The organism is Halpernia humi (assembly GCF_900108025.1).
Taxonomy (GTDB): Bacteria; Bacteroidota; Bacteroidia; order Flavobacteriales; family Weeksellaceae; genus Halpernia; species Halpernia humi.
Genome location: NZ_FNUS01000001.1, coordinates 647,962 through 669,730, shown reverse-complemented (window position 1 = coordinate 669,730; position 21,769 = coordinate 647,962). Strand labels below are relative to the sequence as shown.

General features: G+C 33.5%; 18 protein-coding genes. 7 read left to right on the top strand and 11 right to left on the bottom strand.

The genetic code is table 11. From position 1 onward, the window contains the following. Positions 1-60 precede the first annotated feature (60 nt). The 9 genes from C4S29_RS03140 to C4S29_RS03100 all read right to left on the bottom strand — a co-directional run bounded on the left by C4S29_RS03140 (position 61) and on the right by C4S29_RS03100 (position 9,291). On the bottom strand, positions 61-417 hold the full coding sequence (locus C4S29_RS03140) for a hypothetical protein (protein ID WP_103912660.1): 357 nt from the start codon (positions 415-417) through the stop codon (positions 61-63). A gap of 78 nt (positions 418-495) precedes the next feature. After that, positions 496-1,680: a hypothetical protein gene (locus C4S29_RS03135; protein WP_103912659.1), complete on the bottom strand. Its 1,185-nt coding sequence runs from the start codon at positions 1,678-1,680 to the stop codon at positions 496-498. Between the two features lie 7 nt (positions 1,681-1,687). Then, positions 1,688-2,518, bottom strand: a complete 831-nt coding sequence (locus tag C4S29_RS03130) for a type 1 glutamine amidotransferase (RefSeq protein ID WP_103912658.1) — start codon at positions 2,516-2,518, stop codon at positions 1,688-1,690. Between the two features lie 43 nt (positions 2,519-2,561). Continuing rightward, positions 2,562-3,668 carry a carboxylate-amine ligase gene (locus C4S29_RS03125; protein WP_103912657.1) on the bottom strand — a complete coding sequence of 369 codons (1,107 nt, stop codon included), beginning with the start codon at positions 3,666-3,668 and terminating at the stop codon, positions 2,562-2,564. Between the two features lie 36 nt (positions 3,669-3,704). Continuing rightward, positions 3,705-4,679: an ATP-grasp domain-containing protein gene (locus tag C4S29_RS03120; protein WP_103912656.1), complete on the bottom strand. Its 975-nt coding sequence runs from the start codon at positions 4,677-4,679 to the stop codon at positions 3,705-3,707. Between the two features lie 41 nt (positions 4,680-4,720). Further along, a complete protein-coding gene (locus C4S29_RS03115; RefSeq protein WP_103912655.1) occupies positions 4,721-5,431 on the bottom strand; it encodes an alpha/beta hydrolase-fold protein in 711 nt (236 codons plus the stop codon). Positions 5,432-5,448: 17 nt separating this feature from the next. After that, on the bottom strand, positions 5,449-6,654 hold the full coding sequence (locus C4S29_RS03110) for an ATP-grasp domain-containing protein (RefSeq protein WP_103912654.1): 1,206 nt from the start codon (positions 6,652-6,654) through the stop codon (positions 5,449-5,451). 110 nt (positions 6,655-6,764) lie between these two features. Beyond that, positions 6,765-8,180: a leucyl aminopeptidase family protein gene (locus C4S29_RS03105; protein ID WP_103912653.1), complete on the bottom strand. Its 1,416-nt coding sequence runs from the start codon at positions 8,178-8,180 to the stop codon at positions 6,765-6,767. 7 nt (positions 8,181-8,187) lie between these two features. Then, positions 8,188-9,291, bottom strand: a complete 1,104-nt coding sequence (locus C4S29_RS03100) for an alpha/beta hydrolase (RefSeq protein ID WP_103912652.1) — start codon at positions 9,289-9,291, stop codon at positions 8,188-8,190. A 186-nt stretch (positions 9,292-9,477) separates the two neighbouring features. On the opposite strand from C4S29_RS03100, the gene glgB reads away from it, so the two are divergent. The 7 genes from glgB to C4S29_RS03065 all read left to right on the top strand — a co-directional run bounded on the left by glgB (position 9,478) and on the right by C4S29_RS03065 (position 20,210). Continuing rightward, on the top strand, positions 9,478-11,466 hold the full coding sequence (glgB, locus tag C4S29_RS03095; protein WP_103912651.1) for a 1,4-alpha-glucan branching protein GlgB: 1,989 nt from the start codon (positions 9,478-9,480) through the stop codon (positions 11,464-11,466). 3 nt (positions 11,467-11,469) lie between these two features. After that, positions 11,470-12,876, top strand: coding sequence for a glycogen synthase (locus C4S29_RS03090; protein WP_103912650.1), 1,407 nt, complete (start codon positions 11,470-11,472; stop codon positions 12,874-12,876). Between the two features lie 140 nt (positions 12,877-13,016). Then, positions 13,017-14,285 carry a glucose-1-phosphate adenylyltransferase gene (locus tag C4S29_RS03085; RefSeq protein WP_103912649.1) on the top strand — a complete coding sequence of 423 codons (1,269 nt, stop codon included), beginning with the start codon at positions 13,017-13,019 and terminating at the stop codon, positions 14,283-14,285. 108 nt (positions 14,286-14,393) lie between these two features. Beyond that, the gene (locus C4S29_RS03080) at positions 14,394-15,428 is read left to right on the top strand and encodes an SRPBCC family protein (RefSeq protein ID WP_103912648.1); all 1,035 of its coding nucleotides are present in this window, start codon (positions 14,394-14,396) and stop codon (positions 15,426-15,428) included. Between the two features lie 208 nt (positions 15,429-15,636). Continuing rightward, the gene (locus C4S29_RS03075; RefSeq protein ID WP_103912647.1) at positions 15,637-18,435 is read left to right on the top strand and encodes a 2-oxoglutarate dehydrogenase E1 component; all 2,799 of its coding nucleotides are present in this window, start codon (positions 15,637-15,639) and stop codon (positions 18,433-18,435) included. A gap of 54 nt (positions 18,436-18,489) precedes the next feature. Further along, positions 18,490-19,725 carry a 2-oxoglutarate dehydrogenase complex dihydrolipoyllysine-residue succinyltransferase gene (odhB, locus tag C4S29_RS03070; protein ID WP_103912646.1) on the top strand — a complete coding sequence of 412 codons (1,236 nt, stop codon included), beginning with the start codon at positions 18,490-18,492 and terminating at the stop codon, positions 19,723-19,725. Positions 19,726-19,823: 98 nt separating this feature from the next. Next, complete coding sequence (locus C4S29_RS03065) at positions 19,824-20,210, top strand: Co(2+)/Mg(2+) efflux protein ApaG (RefSeq protein ID WP_103912645.1); 387 nt, start codon at positions 19,824-19,826, stop codon at positions 20,208-20,210. A 25-nt stretch (positions 20,211-20,235) separates the two neighbouring features. On the opposite strand, the gene C4S29_RS03060 is transcribed toward C4S29_RS03065, so the two are convergent. Next, complete coding sequence (locus C4S29_RS03060) at positions 20,236-20,793, bottom strand: 3'-5' exonuclease (RefSeq protein WP_233740472.1); 558 nt, start codon at positions 20,791-20,793, stop codon at positions 20,236-20,238. Positions 20,794-20,796: 3 nt separating this feature from the next. Next, positions 20,797-21,762: a glycosyltransferase family 2 protein gene (locus C4S29_RS03055; protein ID WP_103912644.1), complete on the bottom strand. Its 966-nt coding sequence runs from the start codon at positions 21,760-21,762 to the stop codon at positions 20,797-20,799. Between the last annotated feature and the right edge of the window lie 7 nt (positions 21,763-21,769).

Here is a 21,769-nt window from a genome sequence, read left to right as displayed (position 1 = left end):
GTGTAAATATTTTTAAATCCACAGTAAAAAACGCATTAGACTTTCATTACAAATTGCCGTCTATTTTACCAATAAATAAACCCCAACGCCAACTGCAATATAAGAAATTACCGTAAGGAAATTTGAGCGACTATCTGAAAATTTGCGCTCTCTAACGTTGGTAATTTGGTTGGCTGCAAAATTCTTTCTGATGTCTTTTTTTAAATTTATTTGAGCAGAGAGAGAATCTTTGTCCCATTTTAAGGCTTTTATTAAGTAAGTTTTATTATTGACATCAATTTTGTAAATATTATTTGGCTTCAATTGTTCCTGAATTGTAAGTGGCTTTTCTCCTTTTTTTATTTCTTCAGGTCTATAAACATAGCAACTATTCAAAATAAAAGTACATAAAATTAACAAAAAAACGGATATTTTCATTTTAAATAAAATTCAGAATTAGATGTAGCAAATGTAAATTAACCAAAATTGAAATAAGAAAAAATTGAGTTTGTTGTTCTAATCTTCAGCAAAAAACGCATTAGAACTTCCAATCCAGATGGCGTCTTTTTTATTAAAATCTACGTTTACCATCGCGGCTTTCGTCATTCTCACAAGATTGTCCATTAAAATTGGTTCGGCTTCATCTTCTTTCCATAAGTATAAAAGTCGAACTTCTGCTTTAGAAAAATCGCCATTAATGTCTTTAAATAAAGGTTCGTAAGTTACTTTTCTTTGTAAAATATAATTTTCTTTATCAGAAATTTTATCGATCACTTCTTGCGTTGGATTTAGATTTACACCTGCGCCAGCAAAAGAAAATAATGGTTTCAATACAAAATTTTCTAAATTTTCATCCGTTGGAAATTCATTTAAAAAATAACTTTTTGGTACGTATGCATGTACTAATTTTGGCAAAATGTATTTAGAAATTTTAAAAAACCAATTCGGATGCGTGATCCATTTTACATCGACTTCTTCACGGAAATCAAATTCGGTTTTTAAGTCTGGAAGATTTTCTAATTCATCAAAAATAACGCGGTTATAAATACGATTAATCGGGATTAATTTTCCATCATTTTCGTAAAATAATTTTTTGCCTTCTTTTTTAATCTTTGTTAAACAAACCGTTTTAATTCCTAAAAATTTCTCTGTTAATGCAAAGTCAACTGCGGTTTTTTGTTTTTCGGGATAAATTTCTAATAAGATTACATTTTCAGAATTTTCGTCGCCAACAATGACATCTTTTAAAATCTGCACATAATCTACCTTGCTCGGCGGATTTTTTACGTCTTTTAAAAAAGGATACACTTCCGTCACAATATCATCATATACTTTTTGAAAAGCATACAATGTTGGGAAGGCTTGTAATTCAATTAATTGAGGAGCGATTTCGCCATCATTTGTTTTACAAATACCAAAATCTATGGCTAAAAAATGTGGTTTTGCGGTATCATTTGGAACACGGCAACTATCTGGAATGGCTTTATCCAATTCTTCTGGCGACATCTTTTTTACCTGTGAAATGATGGATTTTGATGCATCTAATAATTTTTCCTGAAAGGATTTAGGTAAAAAAATCGGACTTTCTGATAAGCGAAAAGCGACATCTATGCCAGATTTTTCATTTAAAAGTTGATGAACTTCGGCATATTTTTCTGCTGTAAATTCCAAATTGAATTGGTCTCTGTATTTTTTTATCATAATAAATTTAGCAAAGGCTAACTTCTTTTAAAATTTGTTGGGATGCAAAATTGAGGAATCTTGGTAAAATCTGGGCTTGTGTTAAAATAATTTTATCTTCATCATTCATCCTGTCGATAGTTTCTAAGTATTTTTCCATGCCGTAATTATCAATCATGGCTTTTCTGTTGGTTTCATCTTTCAAATTTTCCATCATTCCGAATGGGTCTGCTTCTGGATGAAATTGCGTACCAAAAATTTCTTCTGAAAATTTAACGGCCATTATAGCGCGTTCACGATGAATGTGTGGCCGCATTTTTTCTAAAGCCATTATTTCCATTCCGAGTTCTTCAAAGCGTTCCACATTGGGCTCGATAAATTGATAGGCGCGGGAATCTACGGCGTAGAAAGGATTTGGTAAATTTTCAAAAAGAAAATATTTTTTTGCTTCGTCGGTTTTATGAATTGGCATAACGCCGAAAGAATAAGAATTTCTCTTGCAAATATTTCCTAAAGACCAATGAATACAAGCAATCTGGAAAGAATGACAAATTAAAAAGGCATATTTTTTCTGCTCATTTTTTTTATTATGATTCCAAAGTTCATCTAGAAAAGTTGAATATTTGGCTTCCCATTCGTAACCTTCTTTGTGCGGATTTCCTGGTCCACCAGAAGAAAGAAAAATGTCGAAATCTTTTACATTAGGCATTTCATTTTTGTAGCGAACATCAAAATAAGTGATGTTTACGGTGTTTTCATTATATTCTTTGAAGCGTTCGGATATTTCTTTTATATTTCGCATCCCTTGGTTTACATGATTGTAATTCATATCCAAAAGTGCGATTCTAATCTCTTTCATAAATCTCTAATTTTAAAGCACAAAAGTACTAATATTTAAATTTTTATAAATTAATTCCATGTTCAGTTTCAGTAATCATATAATCAACGACTTTTTCTAAACTACCAGTTTCTTTGAATATGCGCAATTGACGGTCTGCGCCACTGCCATTTTTCATAATTTCCCAAGCGTATTCTACTTCTTTTCTGCAGTCTAATTCGTCCACAACATCATCAATAAATTCTAGTAATTCTTTAAGTAAATCAACGTATGGAATTTGCTCTTCTTTACCGAAATCAATTAAAAGAGCGTTAATTCCGTCTTTTGCGGCGCGCCATTTATTTTCATTTAATAGTAATCTTCGATAGGAGCGAAAACTTAAATTTTGCTGATGAAGTTTGTATATTTTTGCTACTAAACATTGCATAATCGCTGCGAGGCAAACGGTTTCGTCTAATCGCATCGGCATATCACAAATACGGAATTCTATGGTTGGGTAAAATGGATGTACTCGCAAATCCCACCAAATTTTCTTTGCGTTATCAATAGTTCCTGTTTTTACTAAAAGTTCTACATAACTATCAAATTCACCTAAACTATTGAAAAAACTAGGAATTCCGGTTCTTGGGAATTTTACAAAAACCTCTTGACGGTAAGATTTAAAGCCCGTATTTCTGCCAATCCAAAAGGGTGAATTGGTAGAAAGCGCGTAAACGTGAGGTAAGAAATACCGCATTACATTTTGAATTCTCACGCCTTCCTCTCGGTTTGGAATTCCTACGTGAACGTGCAGACCGAAAATTAAATTTCCACGTGCCACATCGCCCATATCGCTTACTATTTTGCTATATCTGTCTTGCTGCGTTATAGTATTGTTTTTCCAATTAGAAAATGGATGAGTTCCTCCACCAGCAACGCGCAAATTTTGTTCGTGTGCAGTTTTTATTAAATGTCGGCGCAAGTCCGTCAGTTCTTGTCTTGCTTGCTTGATATTTTGGCAAATACCCGTTTCCATTTCTACCATAGATTCGTGCATTTCGTGTTTTAAATTTTCACTTAAAACTGCTTTGCCGCCTTCAATAATTTTAGAAACGTGGGAAACCAGATCGCGGGTTTCAAGATCAATAATCTGATATTCCTCTTCGATACCGATTGTGAATATATGATTCATATTTGTGTTTTTTAATTATTCACCTTACATTTTTTTCTATTTAATAGAATTTTTTACAAAATTACCCCATGAAATATTGACTTTTCCTGGCACGTATTCTTTTGCTTTTTCGATGGCTAATTTTGCTGAATGCTCCACAATCCAAGCGAAATTTTCTTCGCCAACTGAGTTTTTATCTGCATCTGGCGCAGGATTACAGAAATCTATTGCGTAAGGAATGCCGTCTTTTACTGCAAATTCTACAGTATTAAAATCGTATCCCAAATGTTCATTCATTTTTATCGTATAATCGTGGATTACTTTTAGAATGTCTTCTAATTTTTTACCAGAATATTTAGATTCCGTCACATATCTCAAATGATGCGGATTTCTTGGTTCATAAGGCATGATATGAACATATTTTTGACCTAAACAATAAACACGGTAATAGTCATCAAACACAATTTCTTCTTGTAGCATCATTACCAATTGCTCGGTTTCGCCTAATTTTTCCCACATATCTTCTGGGCTTTCTACGCGGTACACGTTTTTCCAACCGCCACCATCATGTGGTTTCATATACGCGGGAAATCCGATGTATTCAAAAATATATTCCCAATCTAAAGGAAATTTTAAATTTCTAAAAGAGGTTTCAGAAGTGTTCGTCGGCCGATCATTTGATGGCAGAAGAACGGTGTTTGGAAGCGGAATTCCAATTTTTGTCATTAATGCATTATTTAGAAATTTCTCATCTGCGCTCCACCAAAAAGGATTGTTAATGACATAAGTTCCGCTTACGGCAGCATTTTTTAGATAGGCTCTGTAAAATGGAACATCTTGCGAAATACGGTCAATTATCACGGCATAACCAGAATCTGCGCCTTGTTCTAATTTATCAATCGTTACGGCTTCTGCAACGATTTCACCATTTCCCATTTCATTTACTTTATCTATAAAAGCCCACGGAAATGTATCTTCCATCCCGAATAAAATTCCGACTTTTTTCACTGTTTTATCTTCATTTTTAGCCATAATGTTTTTTGTTTATGTTTTATTAATATTGTTGTGTTTTGTTAGAAAAATCTCCCGATAAATATTGGGAAAACCATGCGCCAAAGTGGCCAGTCGTGGTTGATCCATTTTTGCTCATCATACCAATGGTTTATGCCTTTTTGGGCTAAAATAACTGCCATTTCTTTTGTTTGAGCCAAGCATATATCTTGGTCTGAAGTGCTTAAAACAATGTGCATGTGTTTATACTTCCAGGCCTCATCATTTTTTACAAATTCTCTCGGACAATTAAAATAGACTTTATCACTTTCAAAGCCGTCCATAAAATCTCTGATGGTGAATGCACCAGAAAGGCAAAATAAATGCGACACTACATCTGGAAACCTAAAAGCAAAGTTCGCGGCGTGATAGCCACCAAAACTTGCGCCTGCAACTGCAACACGATGTGTTTGATGTATTTTTTGAATATAAGGAATAAATTCTTGAATTAAAAATTGAACATATAAATCATATCTTCTAATTCGTTCTTCTGGCGAAACGGATTTATTATAAAGGCTTATTTCATCAATTGTTTCTATGTTGAATAATTTTACTTTTCCTTGATCCACAAACCAATCAATGCTGCCATTCAAATGGAAGTCATGATTTTGCGTGTATTGTCCTTTTGAGGTAGGAAACATAATAATCGGATAGCCGAAATGTCCCGTGACTTCTACCTTTAAACTTTTACCCAAAATATGGGAATAATAATCTGTGTGCTCTATTTTTGGCATATATTTTATTTAATTTTTTAACTGGTTGGTTTAGATTGTGGCGGGATAATATTTAGCACGTGATCAATAATTTTTTCTGTCGCTTCATCTAATTTTTTTTGAATGATTTCTTCTTTGTCAGATTTATATACGATTCCGATATGATAGTCTAAATCTTTAAATTTATACACCTCATCACATTGAAATTCTGTAATATCTGGATTTTTTTCCTTTGCTAATGAAACAATTAAGCCTGCGTAAAAACCCGTCGGTTTTGGTACTTCATATTTTGTATTTCGTAATAAAGCCGTTTCAATTTTTGCCCATTCGTGCCAAATATTTATAGAACTAGATGCTTCAATTAGATCTGGAATATGCGCACCGCCGACTCTGGAAGAAGTTTCCAAAAAGTACCATTTTCCATCATCTCCCAAAATAAATTCGGTATGCGTGGCGCCATTTTTTAAACCAAAATTTTCTAAAACTTTTCTGTTTTCTATTTCTAGATTTTTAAAATGATCAGAATATCGGCCTAAAGTTCGGGTTCTGAAAACACCACCATCGTGTGCGACATTCATCGGTGGAGAAAGGTATTGTGCGGCAGAAGTAAATACAATTTCTTTATTATACACCAAACTATCCACATGAAAAACACGGCCTGGCTTGTAAGTTTCTAAAAGAAAAAGATAGCGTTCTTCTTTTAATTTATCTAATGCTTCCCACAATTCTTTTTTAGAATTAATTTTTTGAATACCACTAGCAGAGGCTTCAGACCGAGGTTTTAAAACCCAAGGCGCAGGATTTTTATCACAAAAATCAGTTAATTTAACATCGTTAAAAACGGAGCAAAATTCAGGTACATTTATGCCAGAATCTTTTGCCATTTGGCGCATGGCAAGTTTATCTCGAAAATACCGATGTGTGGTTTGCCCCATCCCAGGAATTCTGAAAGTTTCGCGAAGCATTGCTGCTTTTTCTACATCATAATCATCTAGTGCGACTACAGCATCTATTTGGTGAATTTTCATTAGATGGCTAAAGCCTTGCACCAAATGCTCGAGATTCCAAATCGCTGGTTTTATTTCTGGCATATAGTAAACCTCATCAATAGAATCCCACGGCCATTTTCTATTTTTTAAATTTTCGGACGTGATGAGAATGACTTTGTTGCCCAAATGTTTTAATTCTTCCAAAAACTCACTGCCTTTATAGTAACAAGATATGCAAACAAATGTATTCTCCATTGTAATAATTTTTATACTACTACAATTTTAAATTATTTTAAATTAAAATGCAACTATTTAAAGGGTTTTTTATTGAAAATTCAAAGAATCTGTGTATTCTCTAAATTTCGTTATTTGCAAATTTTTTCGATATAATTTATCAACAATTGAACGCCGTATCCGGTTGCCGCATATTCTTTTGCATAATTTACTTTTCCGAAAGCAACGCCTGCGATGTCTAAATGCGCCCAATTCGGATGCTTTTCTATAAATTCTTCTAAAAATTTTGCAGCCGTAATACAGCCACCAACGGGCGATGACGGTAAATTTTTAATATCCGCGACATCTGTGGAAAGCATTTCTCGCCAAACGTCCCACATCGGTAAATTCCATAATTTTTGGTTGGTTGAAATACCAGATTTTTCCAGATTTTTTATCAAATCTTCATTATTTCCAAAAAGTGCGCCTGCCGTATTTCCTAGAAGTCGAACGGCACTTCCCGTTAAAGTGGCCAAATCTATCAAAATATCGGGCTTATAATTTTTCACCATATAAGATAGTCCGTCTGCTAATGTCATTCTTCCTTCTGCATCGGTATCAATAACTTCGATAGTTTTCCCGTTGTAGGCTTTTATGACGTCGCTCGGCAAATAAGACTTGTTAGAAACCGCATTGTCTGTGATTGGTAAAATGACGGTAATATTGATTGGTAATTTTCTTTCTGCAACGGTAATTATAGTGCCGATAACTGCCGTTGCGCCGCCCATATCGCTTTTCATGTAGTGTAAATTTGCATTGCCTTTAATGGAAATTCCACCGGTGTCAAAAACCACACATTTTCCTACTAAACCGAGGTTTTTTTCTGCATTAGTAGATTTATATTTAATGATACAAAATGCCGCTTCTTCCGCGCTACCTTGGTTCACAGAAAGATAAGCATTTAAGCCCTTTTCTTCACATTGTTTTCTATTAAATATTTCCAGTTCAAGCCCATATTTCTCGGCTAAAGTTTTTAAATAATTAGTAATCATCGGTGCTCGCTTAAAGTTGGCTGGTTTATTCAGCCAATCCATACACGCGAATTGTCCTTTGCAAAGCGCAGCTGTTTCCGATGCAATTTTACTAAGATCTTCAGTTGAAAAATTTTTGATAATTAAATTAAATCCGTCTTGCCAGAATGGATGTTCAGAATTAAAAGGGTAGTTGTAGGTGCCTAGAAATAGTCCTTTTATCAATTCATAAGTTTGATTAAAATTCAATCCTTCGGAAATAATTTCAGTGCTTGTTGCCTGCAAGTTTTTCTTTTGAGATTGCGCAAAATAATTTCCAATTTCTTGATAATCTACATCTTCAGAAAGCGTTCCAGTTCCAATTATATAAACTGTAGAATTATCTTTATTAATTGCAAAAATTTCTTTCTTTTTTCCTGAAAAGAAATGCCCAGTATTTTTCGGATAATTTTCTTGTTCGCTTTCCCAATCTTTTTCTGAAATAAAATGGAATTTTTGGGAAACTTGGTTTTCAGATTCTGGATATATTTTTATCATTTTAATTTTACTTTTTAATTTTTTTTGTGGGATCTACCAATAAATCATAATACAGCCATTCCACAGCGCGTGGAAATTCTTGCGACCAATAAAACTCCTGATGTTGCCCATCGGGATTAATATTAATTTTAGTTTCAAAATCATAAACTTTATCAATTTCTAATTGATTTAATGACTTGGAAAATTTATTTATTCTTTTTACCATTTTTGATCCCTCTTTTCCGCCACCGTACAAATAGATTTTCATCTTATAAGGATGTTTAAAGTTCAACATCGGGAAATTATTTTGTGGTTCTACCCAAAGTGACGGCGAAAAAAGCATTAATTTAGAATAAACTTCGGGGTAGAGAAAGCCACTATAAATACTGATTAACGCACCCAAAGAACTACCGCCAATTCCTGTATTATCGCGGTCTTTTTTAGTGCGGTATTTTTCGTCTACAAAAGGCTTCAAAGTATCGGTAATAAAGCGAATATATTTTTTGCCTTCTGCATTTTTTATGACAGTGTCATTATCAAAAATATATTCTTTTATGCGCTCTTCGTGGCCGTGTTCTATGGCGATAACTATCACGTCTCCACGATTGTATTCTGCTAAAAGAGCTAATTTTTTATCAATTTCCCAGTTGCCATATTCTGCACCTTCATTAAATAAATTTTGGGCATCTTGTAGATACAAAACGGGGTAGGTTTTGGTAGAAGTATAGTAATCATAAGGCAAAAGTGCCCAGACCTTTCGGTATTTTTCTAGTTGCGGAATATAGAATTTTTCTGAAATCACTTCTGCAATTGGGAAAAATTCATCTTTAAAAGGCCCCCAATTCAATCGCCATTTCTGCACGAAATCATTTGTTTTTGCTTTAGATTTTGCAATTTTTCGATTGGGCATTATATTGCCGTACTTATCTATTTCTACGCTTTCCCAGCCACCTTTTGTGTATTTATATTCTATTTTATCGGGTAAAACTTCGTCATTTACCACAATTTCATATTTGGATTCTTCTACTTTATGGAGTTTATAATTGTCGTCTTTGGGGTTCCATTTGTTGAAATTTCCTGTAAGATAGATGGATCGGCCATCTTCTTCAGAAGTTTCTAAATTAAATTTCATTCTCTACTTTTTTCATTGTATTCAGTTTCATCGGCTAAATTTAAAGAAAATATCTTTTGCTAAAAGTAGTTTTTCTGAAAACATCAATTTTTTATTTAATATTTTTTGTCTCATTTAGATGAAATAAGAATAATATTCCCTAATTTGGTCTAAATATTTACAAAAACATTCCATAAACTAATTCATATGCAAGAAGTAGCGCCGTTTTCACTTTTCACGGAACATGATATTTATTTGTTTAAAGAAGGACAACATTTTAGATTATACGAAAAATTTGGTTCTCACGAGGCAGAATTGAACGGTGTAAAAGGGATTTATTTTGCTGTTTGGGCGCCTTACGCAAAGTTAGTTACTGTTATTGGGAATTTTAACCAATGGAATTCTTATAGCCATCCTTTGTTTCCCCGGTGGGATCAATCGGGGATTTGGGAAGGTTTTATACCAGAAGTAAATTTGCAAACCACTTATAAATATGGTATTTTAACAAAGAACAATATTTTGCTAGAAAAAAGTGATCCTTTTGCATTTAGTATGGAACAAAGTGCTCAAGCAGCCTCTGTTGTAACTTCCACTTGGTTTGAATGGAAGGATGAAGATTGGCAAAAAAATAGACATAAAAACAATTCACTTTCCGCGCCATTATCCGTCTATGAAATGCATCTCGGTTCTTGGATGCGCGGAACAGATGAACCAGAAAAGTTTTTTTCTTATAGAGAAATAGCTGAAAAATTAGTTCCTTACTTAAAAGAAATGAATTTTACGCACGTAGAATTTATGCCGGTAATGGAATTTCCGTACGACCCGAGTTGGGGCTATCAAATCACAGGATTTTATTCTGCAAATTCTCGCTTTGGATCGCCACAAGATTTGATGTTTTTAATTGATGAATTGCATAAAAATAATATCGGTGTTTTTTTAGATTGGGTACCATCACATTTCCCAGGAGACGCAAACGGATTGCATTGTTTTGATGGAACTTATTTATATGAACATGAAGATCCAAGAAAAGGCTTTCACCCAGAATGGAAATCTTATATTTTTAATTATGGACGCCCTGAAGTAAAATCTTTTTTAATTTCAAACGCTATTTTTTGGCTAGATCGTTTTCATGCGGATGGATTGCGTGTAGATGCCGTAACTTCTATGCTATATTTAGATTACGCTAGAAATGAAGGCGAATGGGAACCCAATATTTTTGGTGGAAATGTAAATTTAGAAGCCAAAAAATTTCTACAAGATTTTAATACGGCTGTTTATAAAGACTTTCCAGATATTATTACAATCGCCGAAGAAAGTTCAGATTTTCCGCTTTTAACTAAACCAGTTCATCATGGTGGCATTGGTTTTGGCATGAAATGGATGATGGGTTGGATGCACGATACTTTGAAATATTTTAAAAACGATCCCATTTACAGAAGATCAGACCATCATAAACTTACTTTTGCTTCTATGTATATGTATAATGAAAATTATATGTTGCCACTTTCTCATGATGAAGTAGTGCATGGAAAAAGTAGTTTAATATATAAAATGCCAGGAGACGAATGGCAAAAGTTTGCAAACTTACGCGCGCTTTTTGGCTATATGTACACGCATCCGGGCGCAAAGTTGCTCTTTATGGGGAACGAATTTGGCCAAACCAATGAATGGAATTTCACACAATCTCTAGATTGGCATTTGCTCGAACACAAGGTTCATAAAGGTTTGCAAAATTTTGTAAAAGAATTAAATTTATTATATAAAACCCAACCAGCACTTTATGAAAATCAGTTTGATGTTACAGGTTTTGAATGGGTTGAAGCGAATGACGAAGACAATTCTATTTATATTTATTTAAGAAAATCTAAACACGACAAAGAAGTCATTATGGTGGTTTTAAATTTAACACCACGTGTTTTTGATTATAAAATTGGTGTGAACGAAGGCACTTCTTGGGAGGTTATTTTAAACTCTGATGATGAAAAATATGGTGGAAGCGGAGTAGAAGCCGAAATTGTAGATGAAGAAGATGAACATTGGATGAACCGCGCAAATGCTATTATTTTAAAATTACCTGCTTTGTCTGTAATAATTTTAAAACAGAAAAAATTACTAAAAAAACCACCTAAAAAAAATGTAAATATCAAAAAAGAATTATTAAAGACAAAAACACCAGAAAACCCAAAAAATAAATAATTTATGACGATTTATCATCTTTCAATGGAATGTTATCCAGTGGCGAAAGTCGGTGGATTGGCTGATGTTGTGGGCGCTTTGCCGAAATATCAAAATAAAATAGAAGGCATTGATGCGAAAGTTGTGATGCCTTGGTACAATAAAAGTTTTTTTTACGACCACGAATTTGAAGTGGTTTTTGATGGATGGATTCACCAATCTTTTAATATGTACCAAGTTAAAGTGATGAAAGAAAAGCACAATTCTTTGGGTTTTGAATTGTATTTGGTAATGATTCCTGGGCTTTTAGATAGAAACGATGTTTACGGCTACTGGGATGAAAGTCAGCAATTTTTAGCATTTCAGCACGGCGTTTTGCATTGGTTGAGTGCAATGCAGATTCGGCCAGATATTTTGCATTGCCACGATTATCATACAGGTTTGGTGCCATTTATGATAGAAAATTGCCCAGATTTTTCTTATTTAAAAGGTGTGAAAACCATTGGTACCATCCACAATGGCGAATACCAAGGACAAATGAAATGGGAAATGAGCAATTACATTCCGCGTTTTGATGGATGGAAATGGGGGCTTTTGGATTGGGATGGCTACATCAATCCTTTGGCGTGTCTGTTGAAATGTTGCACTGCTTTCACAACCGTTTCTGGAGGATATTTGGAAGAATTATATCATGATTTTAAAGGTTTAGAAAGTTTGGTTCGAGCAGAGCACCAAAAAGCGCACGGCATTATAAATGGAATCGACACCGAAGTTTGGAATCCTAAAACCGACAAAATGTTGACTTATAATTTTAATTTAAAAAATGCTGTCACAGGAAAATTAAAGAATAAAAAAGCACTTTGTGAAGTGTATGGTTTGAATCCAGATTTGCCATTGTTTGGGTTTATTGGAAGGTTTGCCACCGAAAAAGGCGCAGATTTATTGCCAGAATTAGTACAAAGAGGTATTCAACAAATGCACGGTGCCTTCAATATTATTATTTTGGGTTCTGGAAACAGCCATCTGGAAGGCGAATTACAAAATTTGAATTATACTTTTACAAATTTTGCGTTAGATTTAGGCTATAAAGAATATCTTTCTCATCAAATTTATGCTTCTTCAGATTTTCTGCTAATGCCATCTCGTGTAGAACCTTGTGGCTTAAACCAAATGTATGCAATGAGGTATGGCACAATTCCTTTGGTGCGCTACATTGGAGGGCTAAAAGATACGGTTGAAGATATTTCTACTGGCGGTTGCGGAATTAATTTTGCCGAAGCAAGCGTAGATGCAATTATTCATAATATGGATCGTGCGATGCATATTTATAGCCAAAAAGATTTAATGAAAACCCTTGTTGAAGCCAACATGAAAAAAGATTTTTCTTGGGAAATTTCGGCCCAGAAATATATTGATTTATATCAAAATTAAAAATCAAATTATAACTATAATTTTTAAAATTATTAAAAAAAACATTTCTATTGTCTCAAAAAAATGTAACTTTATAACTAATTAATAATTTGAAGTTTATCTTTCTAAACTAAAATCAAAATTCAAAATCATTAAATTATATGAAACACCAAGTTATCTCCATTGTTTTAGGCGGTGGAAAAGGAAGCCGCTTATTTCCCCTCACATTTTCGCGTTCAAAGCCGGCTGTTCCAATTGCGGGTAAATACAGGTTGGTAGATATTCCTATTTCTAATTGCCTTAATTCTGGTTATAACAAAATATTAGTTTTAACGCAATATAATTCTGCATCTTTAAATTCTCATATCAAAAATTCTTACCATTTTGATATCTTCAGCAAGGGTTTTGTAGATATTTTAGCCGCCGAGCAAAATGTAGAAAATGAACAGTGGTACCAAGGAACTGCGGATGCCGTGAGACAGTCTATGAAGCATTTAGAAAAATATGATTATGATTATATTTTGATTCTTTCTGGTGACCAATTGTACCAAATGGATTTCCGTGAAATGATAGACTTTCATCGTGAAAATGAAGGTGATATTACTATTGCAACCATTCCGGTAAACTCAAAGGATGCAACCGGTTTTGGTATTTTAAAATCAGACGAAAAGGGAGAAATTACATCATTTATAGAAAAACCAAGCGAAGATATGCTTGGAGACTGGAAAAGTGAAGTTTCAGAAAAAAGCAAAGGTGCAGGTAAAGAATATTTAGCCTCAATGGGTATTTATGTGTTTTCGAAAAATGTTCTAAAAAATATGTTTAAAGAAGATGCTGGAGACGATTTTGGTGGGCAACTTATTCCAAATGCCATTGGCCATCACAAAGTATTAAGTTATCAATTTGATGGTTATTGGACAGACATAGGAACTATAGAATCATTCTTTGAAGCCAATATGGATCTTACACAAGAAATGCCTCAATTTAACCTGTTTTCATCCTCGCCAATTTATACCAGAGCGCGAATGTTACCGCCGTCTAAAGTAAACGGTTCTTTTGTGAGCAAAGCCATAATTGCCGATGGTTGCATTGTTTTGGCCGATAAAATTGAAAATTCAATCATAGGAAATCGCTGTCGTATAGAAAGAGGCACAAGTTTGAAAAATTGCTATATGATGGGAGCGGACTACTATGAAAGTAATGAAACAAAAATTGATAACATCAATAATAATATTCCAAATATGGGTATTGGCGAATATAGCCACATAGAAAATGCAATTCTTGATAAAAATTGCCATATCGGAAACCACGTGAAAATTATCGGCGGTAAACACATGCAAGATGGTGATTATGAAAATCATTCGGTAAAAGAAGGCATTGTTGTTGTTAAAAAAGGCGCTATAATTCCCGACGGAACGCAAATCTTTTAAACTGAAATTTTTAAAATGGACTAAATTTATTTTAGTCCATTTTTTTTTAAATCTCTACATTTGCAAAAATTTTTACTTTTAATTAGATTTATTTAAAATTTCTGCTGTATGCGTTTCTTAAAATTTACTATAATATTTGCTGTTTTAGCTTTCGGAATTTATTATATTTCAGCGTCTTATATGCAAGATAGTAAAACTTATACCTACCAAAAAGAAATAAATTATCCTATAGAAAAAGTATTTCCACAATATAATAATCTGCAAAATTTCAAAAACTGGAATTCCTTTTTTAAAGATCAAAAAAACCTTAAATATTCTTTTTTTACACCTTATGAAGGGCTAAATAGTACACTTTCTTGGGCTAATGAAAATGGCAAAAATGAGGGCGACCTCTCCATTAAATTTTCTGAACCAAACAAAGCCATAAGGTATTTTTGGTTTCGGCCTAATGAAAATTTTCCCACGGTGATTGAAGTGAAGTTTAAAAAAATTTCGACCGACAAAACGTCAATTTCATATCTGGTAAAAACACCAAAAGTTCCAGTTTTGTATCGTCCCTTTCATGTGGTTTCAGAAAAATTTTTCACAGAAAATATTAGTTCTAGTTTGGCTAATCTTTCTAATTTATTAAGTAATAAAGTAGATAAGGAAAAGCGATTAGCGCGCTTGAAATTTGATAGTGTAATGGTGGAAAACCAATCTAATGCCATACTTTTAGGTATTAATGTAAGTACCTCAAACAAAAAAGATGCACTTATAAAAAACATTGTTCTCAATTATAACAAAGTAAAAAATTACCTGCAAACTGATCTACAAAAAGAATCTGATGAATTTGGGTTTCCAATTATCATTACAGATCCTAATAATTTAAAAAGCAAAGATATTTCTTATTTCATTGGATTTCCACTTTCAAAAAAAGTGAATATCTCTGATAATAATTTTATTTATAGATATTTATCTACCCAAAAACAATTGGTTATCTATTACAAAGGTGATTATTTTGGTCGATTACGAGCCATTCAAAAATTAAATACTGAAGCCAAGAAGCAAGAATTGCGGACGGGTCAATTGCACGAAACATTTTTAGAAAATCCTTCAGAAACTGGTGAAGAAACCTTAAAATTAGCTTTAGAAATTTTGTGATTTAGCAGCAGTCTAACATTATTCTTAAGTACCAAAGTGTAATATTTTAATCCGAACAAAGTTGAGTTTAAGAATTGGTTAAAATTTATAATTTTTTCTATATTTTAAGGTATTTTTAACCCTTTTTTGCAACAGAATAATCACATATTTTTATTAAATTTGTAAATTAAAATAAGTATCAATAAAAAAACAGGTAATCTGTATCTAAATGGACAAATTTTCATTCCTGAATGCCTCACACGCTCAACTCATTGATGATCTCTATCAGCAATATCTCACTTTTCCAGATTCCGTAGAACCATCGTGGAAGTCTTTCTTCCAAGGCTTTGATTTTGCGTTGGAAAATTATTCCGATGAAATTACTTCTGAAAATAATACACCTTCAAATTATGTGGCGCAAAATTTCACTTCTGGTGAAATGCCAGAAGATATTAGAAAAGAATTCCTCGTAATCAACCTCATTGAGGCCTACAGAAGTAGAGGGCATTTATTTACAAAAACCAATCCTGTAAGAGAAAGAAGGCATTATTATCCCAATTTAGATATTGAGAATTTTGGCTTAAATTCTTCCGATTTACAGAAAGTTTTTAATTGTGCCACAGAAACAGGAATGAGCAAACCTGCCACTTTGCAGGAATTAATCAACCACCTAGAAAAGATATATTGTGATTCTATAGGTTTAGAATATATGCACATTCACAATGTAGAAGAAAAACAATATATCCGAGATTGGATTCAAATTAATGATAATCACGCCGATTTATCCAACGCTGAAAAAGTTGAAATTCTTAAAAAATTAAACCAAGCTGTTGCCTTTGAAAATTATTTGCATACAAAATTTGTAGGCCAAAAAAGATTTTCTTTGGAAGGTAATGAATCGCTAATTCCCGCTTTAGATCAACTGATTTCTAGAGCTTCAAAATTGGGTGTTAATGAAGTGGTTTTAGGAATGGCACATCGTGGGAGATTAAATGTTCTAACAAATATATTTCAGAAATCATCTAAACAAATATTTTCCGAATTTGAAGGAAAAGAATTTGAAGAAGATGTTTTTTCTGGGGATGTAAAATATCATTTAGGCGCATCAAAAAAAATTACAACCGAATCTGGTGAAGAGGTTAGAATAAATTTAACCCCAAATCCTTCGCATTTAGAAACAGTCGCTGCTTTGGTAGAAGGCATTTGCCGCGCAAAAGTAGATAATGACTTCAAAGGAGATTTCAGCCAAGTTTTACCAATAATAATTCATGGTGATGGCGCAATTGCAGGACAAGGAATCGTTTATGAAGTAGCGCAAATGATGAATTTGGATGGTTACAAAACGGGTGGTACGGTTCATATTGTTGTGAATAATCAAGTGTCATTCACCACCAACTATTTAGATGCTAGAAGTTCAACTTATTGCACAGATATTGCAAAAGTAACGGATTCTCCCGTGATGCACGTAAATGCCGATGACGTAGAAGCAGTGGTGCACGCTGTGAGATTCGCCGCAGATTTTCGTTCACAATTTGGAAAAGATGTTTATATCGACCTTTTAGGATATAGAAAATATGGTCACAATGAAGGAGATGAGCCACGATTTACCCAGCCGCAACTTTACAATCTTATTTCAAAACATCCGAACCCCAGAGAAATTTATAAAAATAAACTGATAGAGAATAAAACACTCTCTACTGAAGTTTTAGATAAAATGGAAAATGAGTTCAAATCCCTATTGGATGAGAATTTTGATGCGTCTAAACAAATTGAAAGAAATACGATGGACGTTTTCATGGAAGAAGATTGGAAGGATTTTCCTATGGACAAACCAGGCGATGTTTTGAAAGTTTATAATACTAAATTTAATATTGAAGAATTAAAAAAATTGGCCAGAGAAATTGCCACTTTACCCGAGGATAAAAAATTCATTAGAAAAATTTCGCGCTTGTTTGAAAATCGTTTGAAACAAGTCGAGACTGATACATTAGATTGGGCACAAGGTGAACTTTTGGCCTATGCAACACTTTTAGTGGAAGGCAATAATATTAGAATTTCTGGTGAAGACGTAGAAAGAGGGACATTCTCGCATCGGCATGCAGTTGTAAAAACCGAAGATGCTGAAGAAGAATATGTGCCACTAAAACATGTAACCGAAAAACAAAGATTTGATATTTTCAACTCCTTTTTATCAGAATACGCAGTTTTAGGTTTTGATTATGGATATGCAATGGTTTCTCCAAAGACTTTAACCATTTGGGAAGCCCAATTCGGGGATTTTGTAAATGGTGCACAAATTATTATCGACCAATATTTAGTAGCCGCAGAAGACAAATGGAAAAGCCAAAATGGTTTGGTAATGCTTTTGCCACACGGTTCTGAAGGACAAGGTGCAGAACATTCTTCTGCAAGATTAGAGCGCTTCCTTACATTAGCAGCCAATGAAAATATTATTGTCGCAAATTGTACAACGCCAGCAAATTACTTCCACTTATTAAGAAGACAGCAAAAATTTCCTTTTAGAAAACCTTTGGTAGTAATGACGCCAAAGTCGCTTTTGAGACACCCTAAAGTGGTTTCTACTTTTGAAGAAATGGCAAATGGTGAATTTCAACCAATTTTAGATGATGCTTCATCAAATGTAAATAAAGTAGAAAAATTAGTATTTTGCACAGGTAAAATTTATTATGATTTATTAGCCAAAAAAGAAGAAATAAATGATGAAAAAGTCGCTTTAGTTCGTATTGAGCAACTTTATCCTTTGCAAATGAATCATATTGAAGAAATTTTAGAAAAATATAAAAATAGAAAGGAATTTATCTGGGCGCAAGAAGAGCCAGAAAATATGGGTGCGTGGAGTTTTATGCTAAGACATTTCCGCGATCAAAATATTCAGGTGATTTCCCCTATTGCAAGTGGAAGCCCCGCACCAGGAAGCCATAAAAAGTTTGAAATTATGCAAAATGATATAATCAACCGTGTTTTTTCAACATCCGATGCACCAACCAAGAAGCCTTTAACTGCTTAATATTTTAAGTAATTAATATCAAATAATTAAAAACGATATCTAAAAAATAAACAAATGTCTATATTAGAAATGAAAGTGCCTTCGCCAGGCGAATCCATCACCGAAGTAGAAATCGCAAGTTGGCTTGTGAAAGACGGCGATTACGTAGAAAAAGACCAACCAATTGCAGAAGTAGATTCTGATAAAGCAACATTAGAATTGCCTGCAGAAGAAAGTGGCGTGATTACTTTGAAAGCCGAAGAAGGCGATGTAGTAGAAGTAGGGCAAGTGGTTTGTTTAATTGATAGAGATGCTGCTAAACCAAGCGGAGATGCAAAAACTGATGAAAAAGCACCTGAAGTAAAAGTGGAAGCACCAAAAGTTGAGGCGAAAAAACCTGAACCTGCAAAAGTTGAAAATACTTCTTATGCTGCAAATACACCTTCGCCTGCTGCAAGAAAAATATTAGATGAAAAAGGCATAAGTCCTGCGCAAGTTTCAGGAAGCGGAAGAGATGGTAGAATTACCAAAAATGATGCAGAACAAGCCTCAGTTGCGCCGATGGGTGTTTCTCATAACGGCGGTTCTAGAGGCTCTACAACTTCAAGATTATCAATGTTACGCAGAAAAGTAGCGGAAAGATTGGTGTCAGTTAAAAATGAAACAGCAATGTTGACTACTTTTAACGAAGTAGATATGAGCGAAATTTTCCGCATAAGAAAACAATATAAGGAAGAATTTGCCGCAAAACACGGCGTTGGTTTAGGTTTCATGTCTTTTTTTACAAAAGCAGTTGTAAGAGCCTTGCAAATGTACCCTGAAGTAAATTCAATGATAGATGGAAACCAAATGGTTTCTTACGATTTTTGTGATATTTCAATAGCGGTTTCTGGGCCGAAAGGTTTAATGGTTCCCGTGGTAAGAAATGCTGAAAATTTGTCATTTAGAAATATTGAAGCATCAATTAAAGATTTAGCAATAAAAGCAAGAGAAGGAAACATCACTGTTGATGAAATGACAGGCGGAACTTTTACGATAACCAATGGGGGAACTTTTGGCTCAATGCTTTCTACACCAATTATTAATCCACCACAATCTGCAATTTTAGGAATGCATAATATTTTGCAAAGACCTGTGGCTATTGATAATCAAGTAGTTATTCGTCCGATGATGTATGTTGCACTGTCTTATGACCACAGAATAATTGATGGAAAAGAATCTGTAGGATTTTTAGTAGCTGTGAAAGAGGGAATTGATAATCCTGTTGAGATTTTGATGAACGGCGACGAAAGAAAAGCACTGGAATTATAAAAATATATTTTTTTAATATATTTAAAATCCCAGTTTTTACTGGGATTTTTTGCTTAAAAAAGGCGGGATTTTTGCTATAATTTTTAAAAATACAAAAAATGTTTACTAAAACTACCCACGGAATTACCATCAATGTTCAGCCAGAATATGATGTGAAGAATAGTTTTCCCTCCGAAAATAGATTTGTGTTTCGGTATAATATCGAAATTATCAATAACTCAAACCTCAATATTAAAATTATGCGCCGTAAATGGACTATTTATGACGTGGGCTTTGGTTTTACCGAAGTTTTGGGCGATGGCGTGATTGGTTTAACGCCAACACTTTTAAGAGGAGAAACCTTCAATTATTTTAGTAACGTAGTGCTGCGTTCTGGCGTCGGAAATATGAACGGAATTTTCTTCATAAATAATATTTTGACAGATGAAGTTTTAGAATTAGAAATCCCAAAATTTAGTTTATTAGCCGAAGTTTTGAGCAATTAAAGTTTTAATTAATCAGCGAGAAATATCACAAAACTTTCAAATTTTTCTTAAAAACTTCTTTCACTTCATCATTTCTAGTAACAATTAATTTTTCAAAACCCAAAAGTGCAATTTTTGCACAAACTTCCGCATCAGCGCCTGCTCTGTGATGTTTAAATTTAATATTATGAAATTCTGCCAAAGAACTCAAACCATATTTGGGCAACATTTTCCAAGATTTTTTTGCAATAGAAATACTACATAAATAATTTAATTTTGGTTTAAAAAGACCATAATAATCCAAACAACTTCGTAAAACACCTGCGTCAAAACCTGCATTGTGAGCAAGCATTAAATTACCATACATCAATTCTTCCACTTCATACCAAATATCCGCGAACGTTGGTGCATCGGCAACTTCAGAAGGTTCAATTCCATGAACAGCCACATTATAAGGATTAAAATAAGGATAACTTGGCGGTTTTATAAGCCAATTTTTTGTTTCTACAATTTCGCCATTTTCTACGATGCAAATCCCCAATTCGCAGGCTGAATGTCTATCATTCGTTGCTGTTTCAAAATCTATGGCGCAAAAATCTATCATATTTTATTTAAAAAAATGTTTAAAAATAAGCCATTTACTTTGATAATATCTTTTTGTTTGATGATTTCCACGTCTTTTTAAAGTACCACTAATTTGACTGTAAAAGCCAAAATGTCCTTTCAAAACAGCCATTAAATGCGGAAAACCGTTTTTTAAACCTAAATAAATACCCGCAAAACCATCTAAAATTAATCTTAAAGGCAAAATCCAAAAGAGTGATTTCAATGGCAAATTTTTTAGCAGCATACTCAAATTATTTCTGAAATTTAGAAAAGTCTTTCGTGGCGATTGCTTATTTAAAGTACCACCGCCAACATGATAAACCGTAGATTTTCCGCAATAATAGATCTTTTTTCCAGCATTTATTAAGCGCCAACAAAGATCTATTTCTTCTTGATGCGCAAAAAAGCGTTCATCAAAACCATTCATTTTTCTAAATTCTTCTGCTCGTATGAAAAGCGCACAACCTGAAGCCCAAAAAATTTCTGCTTCATCGTCATATTGTCCTTCATCTTTTTCCAAATCTTCAAAAATTCTACCTCTGCAATATGGAAATCCCAGATTATCTATTAATCCGCCACCGGCACCTGCAAATTCAAAATAATTTTTCCTGTTAAAATCTAAAACTTTTGGTTGAATGGCGGCAATATTCGCATCCTTATTGAACAGATTTTCAATGGGTTGCAACCAATTGTCCGTCACTTCCACATCAGAATTTAATAAACAAAAAATATCACCTGAAATATGCTTTAAACCTTCGTTATAACCGCCCGCAAAACCTAAATTTTCTGAATTTTTAATGATAGAAATTGTAGGAAAATTTTTATATAAAAACTCAACAGAATCGTCGGTCGATGCATTATCAATTATAAAAATCTGCGCATTAGTTGAATTTTCTAATACATTAGGCAAAAATTTTTCTAGCCAAGATTTTCCATTCCAGTTTAAAATTACAATGCTGATTTTCATTTTCTTA

Excerpts from the sequence above, each read along its gene's own strand:
- C4S29_RS03140 (WP_103912660.1), bottom strand. The coding sequence starts at position 417 with ATGAAAATATCCGTTTTTTTGTTAATTTTATGTACTTTTATTTTGAAT.
- C4S29_RS03135 (WP_103912659.1), bottom strand. The coding sequence starts at position 1,680 with ATGATAAAAAAATACAGAGACCAATTCAATTTGGAATTTACAGCAGAA.
- C4S29_RS03130 (WP_103912658.1), bottom strand. The coding sequence starts at position 2,518 with ATGAAAGAGATTAGAATCGCACTTTTGGATATGAATTACAATCATGTA.
- C4S29_RS03125 (WP_103912657.1), bottom strand. The coding sequence starts at position 3,668 with ATGAATCATATATTCACAATCGGTATCGAAGAGGAATATCAGATTATT.
- C4S29_RS03120 (WP_103912656.1), bottom strand. The coding sequence starts at position 4,679 with ATGGCTAAAAATGAAGATAAAACAGTGAAAAAAGTCGGAATTTTATTC.
- C4S29_RS03115 (WP_103912655.1), bottom strand. The coding sequence starts at position 5,431 with ATGCCAAAAATAGAGCACACAGATTATTATTCCCATATTTTGGGTAAA.
- C4S29_RS03110 (WP_103912654.1), bottom strand. The coding sequence starts at position 6,654 with ATGGAGAATACATTTGTTTGCATATCTTGTTACTATAAAGGCAGTGAG.
- C4S29_RS03105 (WP_103912653.1), bottom strand. The coding sequence starts at position 8,180 with ATGATAAAAATATATCCAGAATCTGAAAACCAAGTTTCCCAAAAATTC.
- C4S29_RS03100 (WP_103912652.1), bottom strand. The coding sequence starts at position 9,291 with ATGAAATTTAATTTAGAAACTTCTGAAGAAGATGGCCGATCCATCTAT.
- glgB (WP_103912651.1), top strand. The coding sequence starts at position 9,478 with ATGCAAGAAGTAGCGCCGTTTTCACTTTTCACGGAACATGATATTTAT.
- C4S29_RS03090 (WP_103912650.1), top strand. The coding sequence starts at position 11,470 with ATGACGATTTATCATCTTTCAATGGAATGTTATCCAGTGGCGAAAGTC.
- C4S29_RS03085 (WP_103912649.1), top strand. The coding sequence starts at position 13,017 with ATGAAACACCAAGTTATCTCCATTGTTTTAGGCGGTGGAAAAGGAAGC.
- C4S29_RS03080 (WP_103912648.1), top strand. The coding sequence starts at position 14,394 with ATGCGTTTCTTAAAATTTACTATAATATTTGCTGTTTTAGCTTTCGGA.
- C4S29_RS03075 (WP_103912647.1), top strand. The coding sequence starts at position 15,637 with ATGGACAAATTTTCATTCCTGAATGCCTCACACGCTCAACTCATTGAT.
- odhB (WP_103912646.1), top strand. The coding sequence starts at position 18,490 with ATGTCTATATTAGAAATGAAAGTGCCTTCGCCAGGCGAATCCATCACC.
- C4S29_RS03065 (WP_103912645.1), top strand. The coding sequence starts at position 19,824 with ATGTTTACTAAAACTACCCACGGAATTACCATCAATGTTCAGCCAGAA.
- C4S29_RS03060 (WP_233740472.1), bottom strand. The coding sequence starts at position 20,793 with ATGATAGATTTTTGCGCCATAGATTTTGAAACAGCAACGAATGATAGA.
- C4S29_RS03055 (WP_103912644.1), bottom strand. The coding sequence starts at position 21,762 with ATGAAAATCAGCATTGTAATTTTAAACTGGAATGGAAAATCTTGGCTA.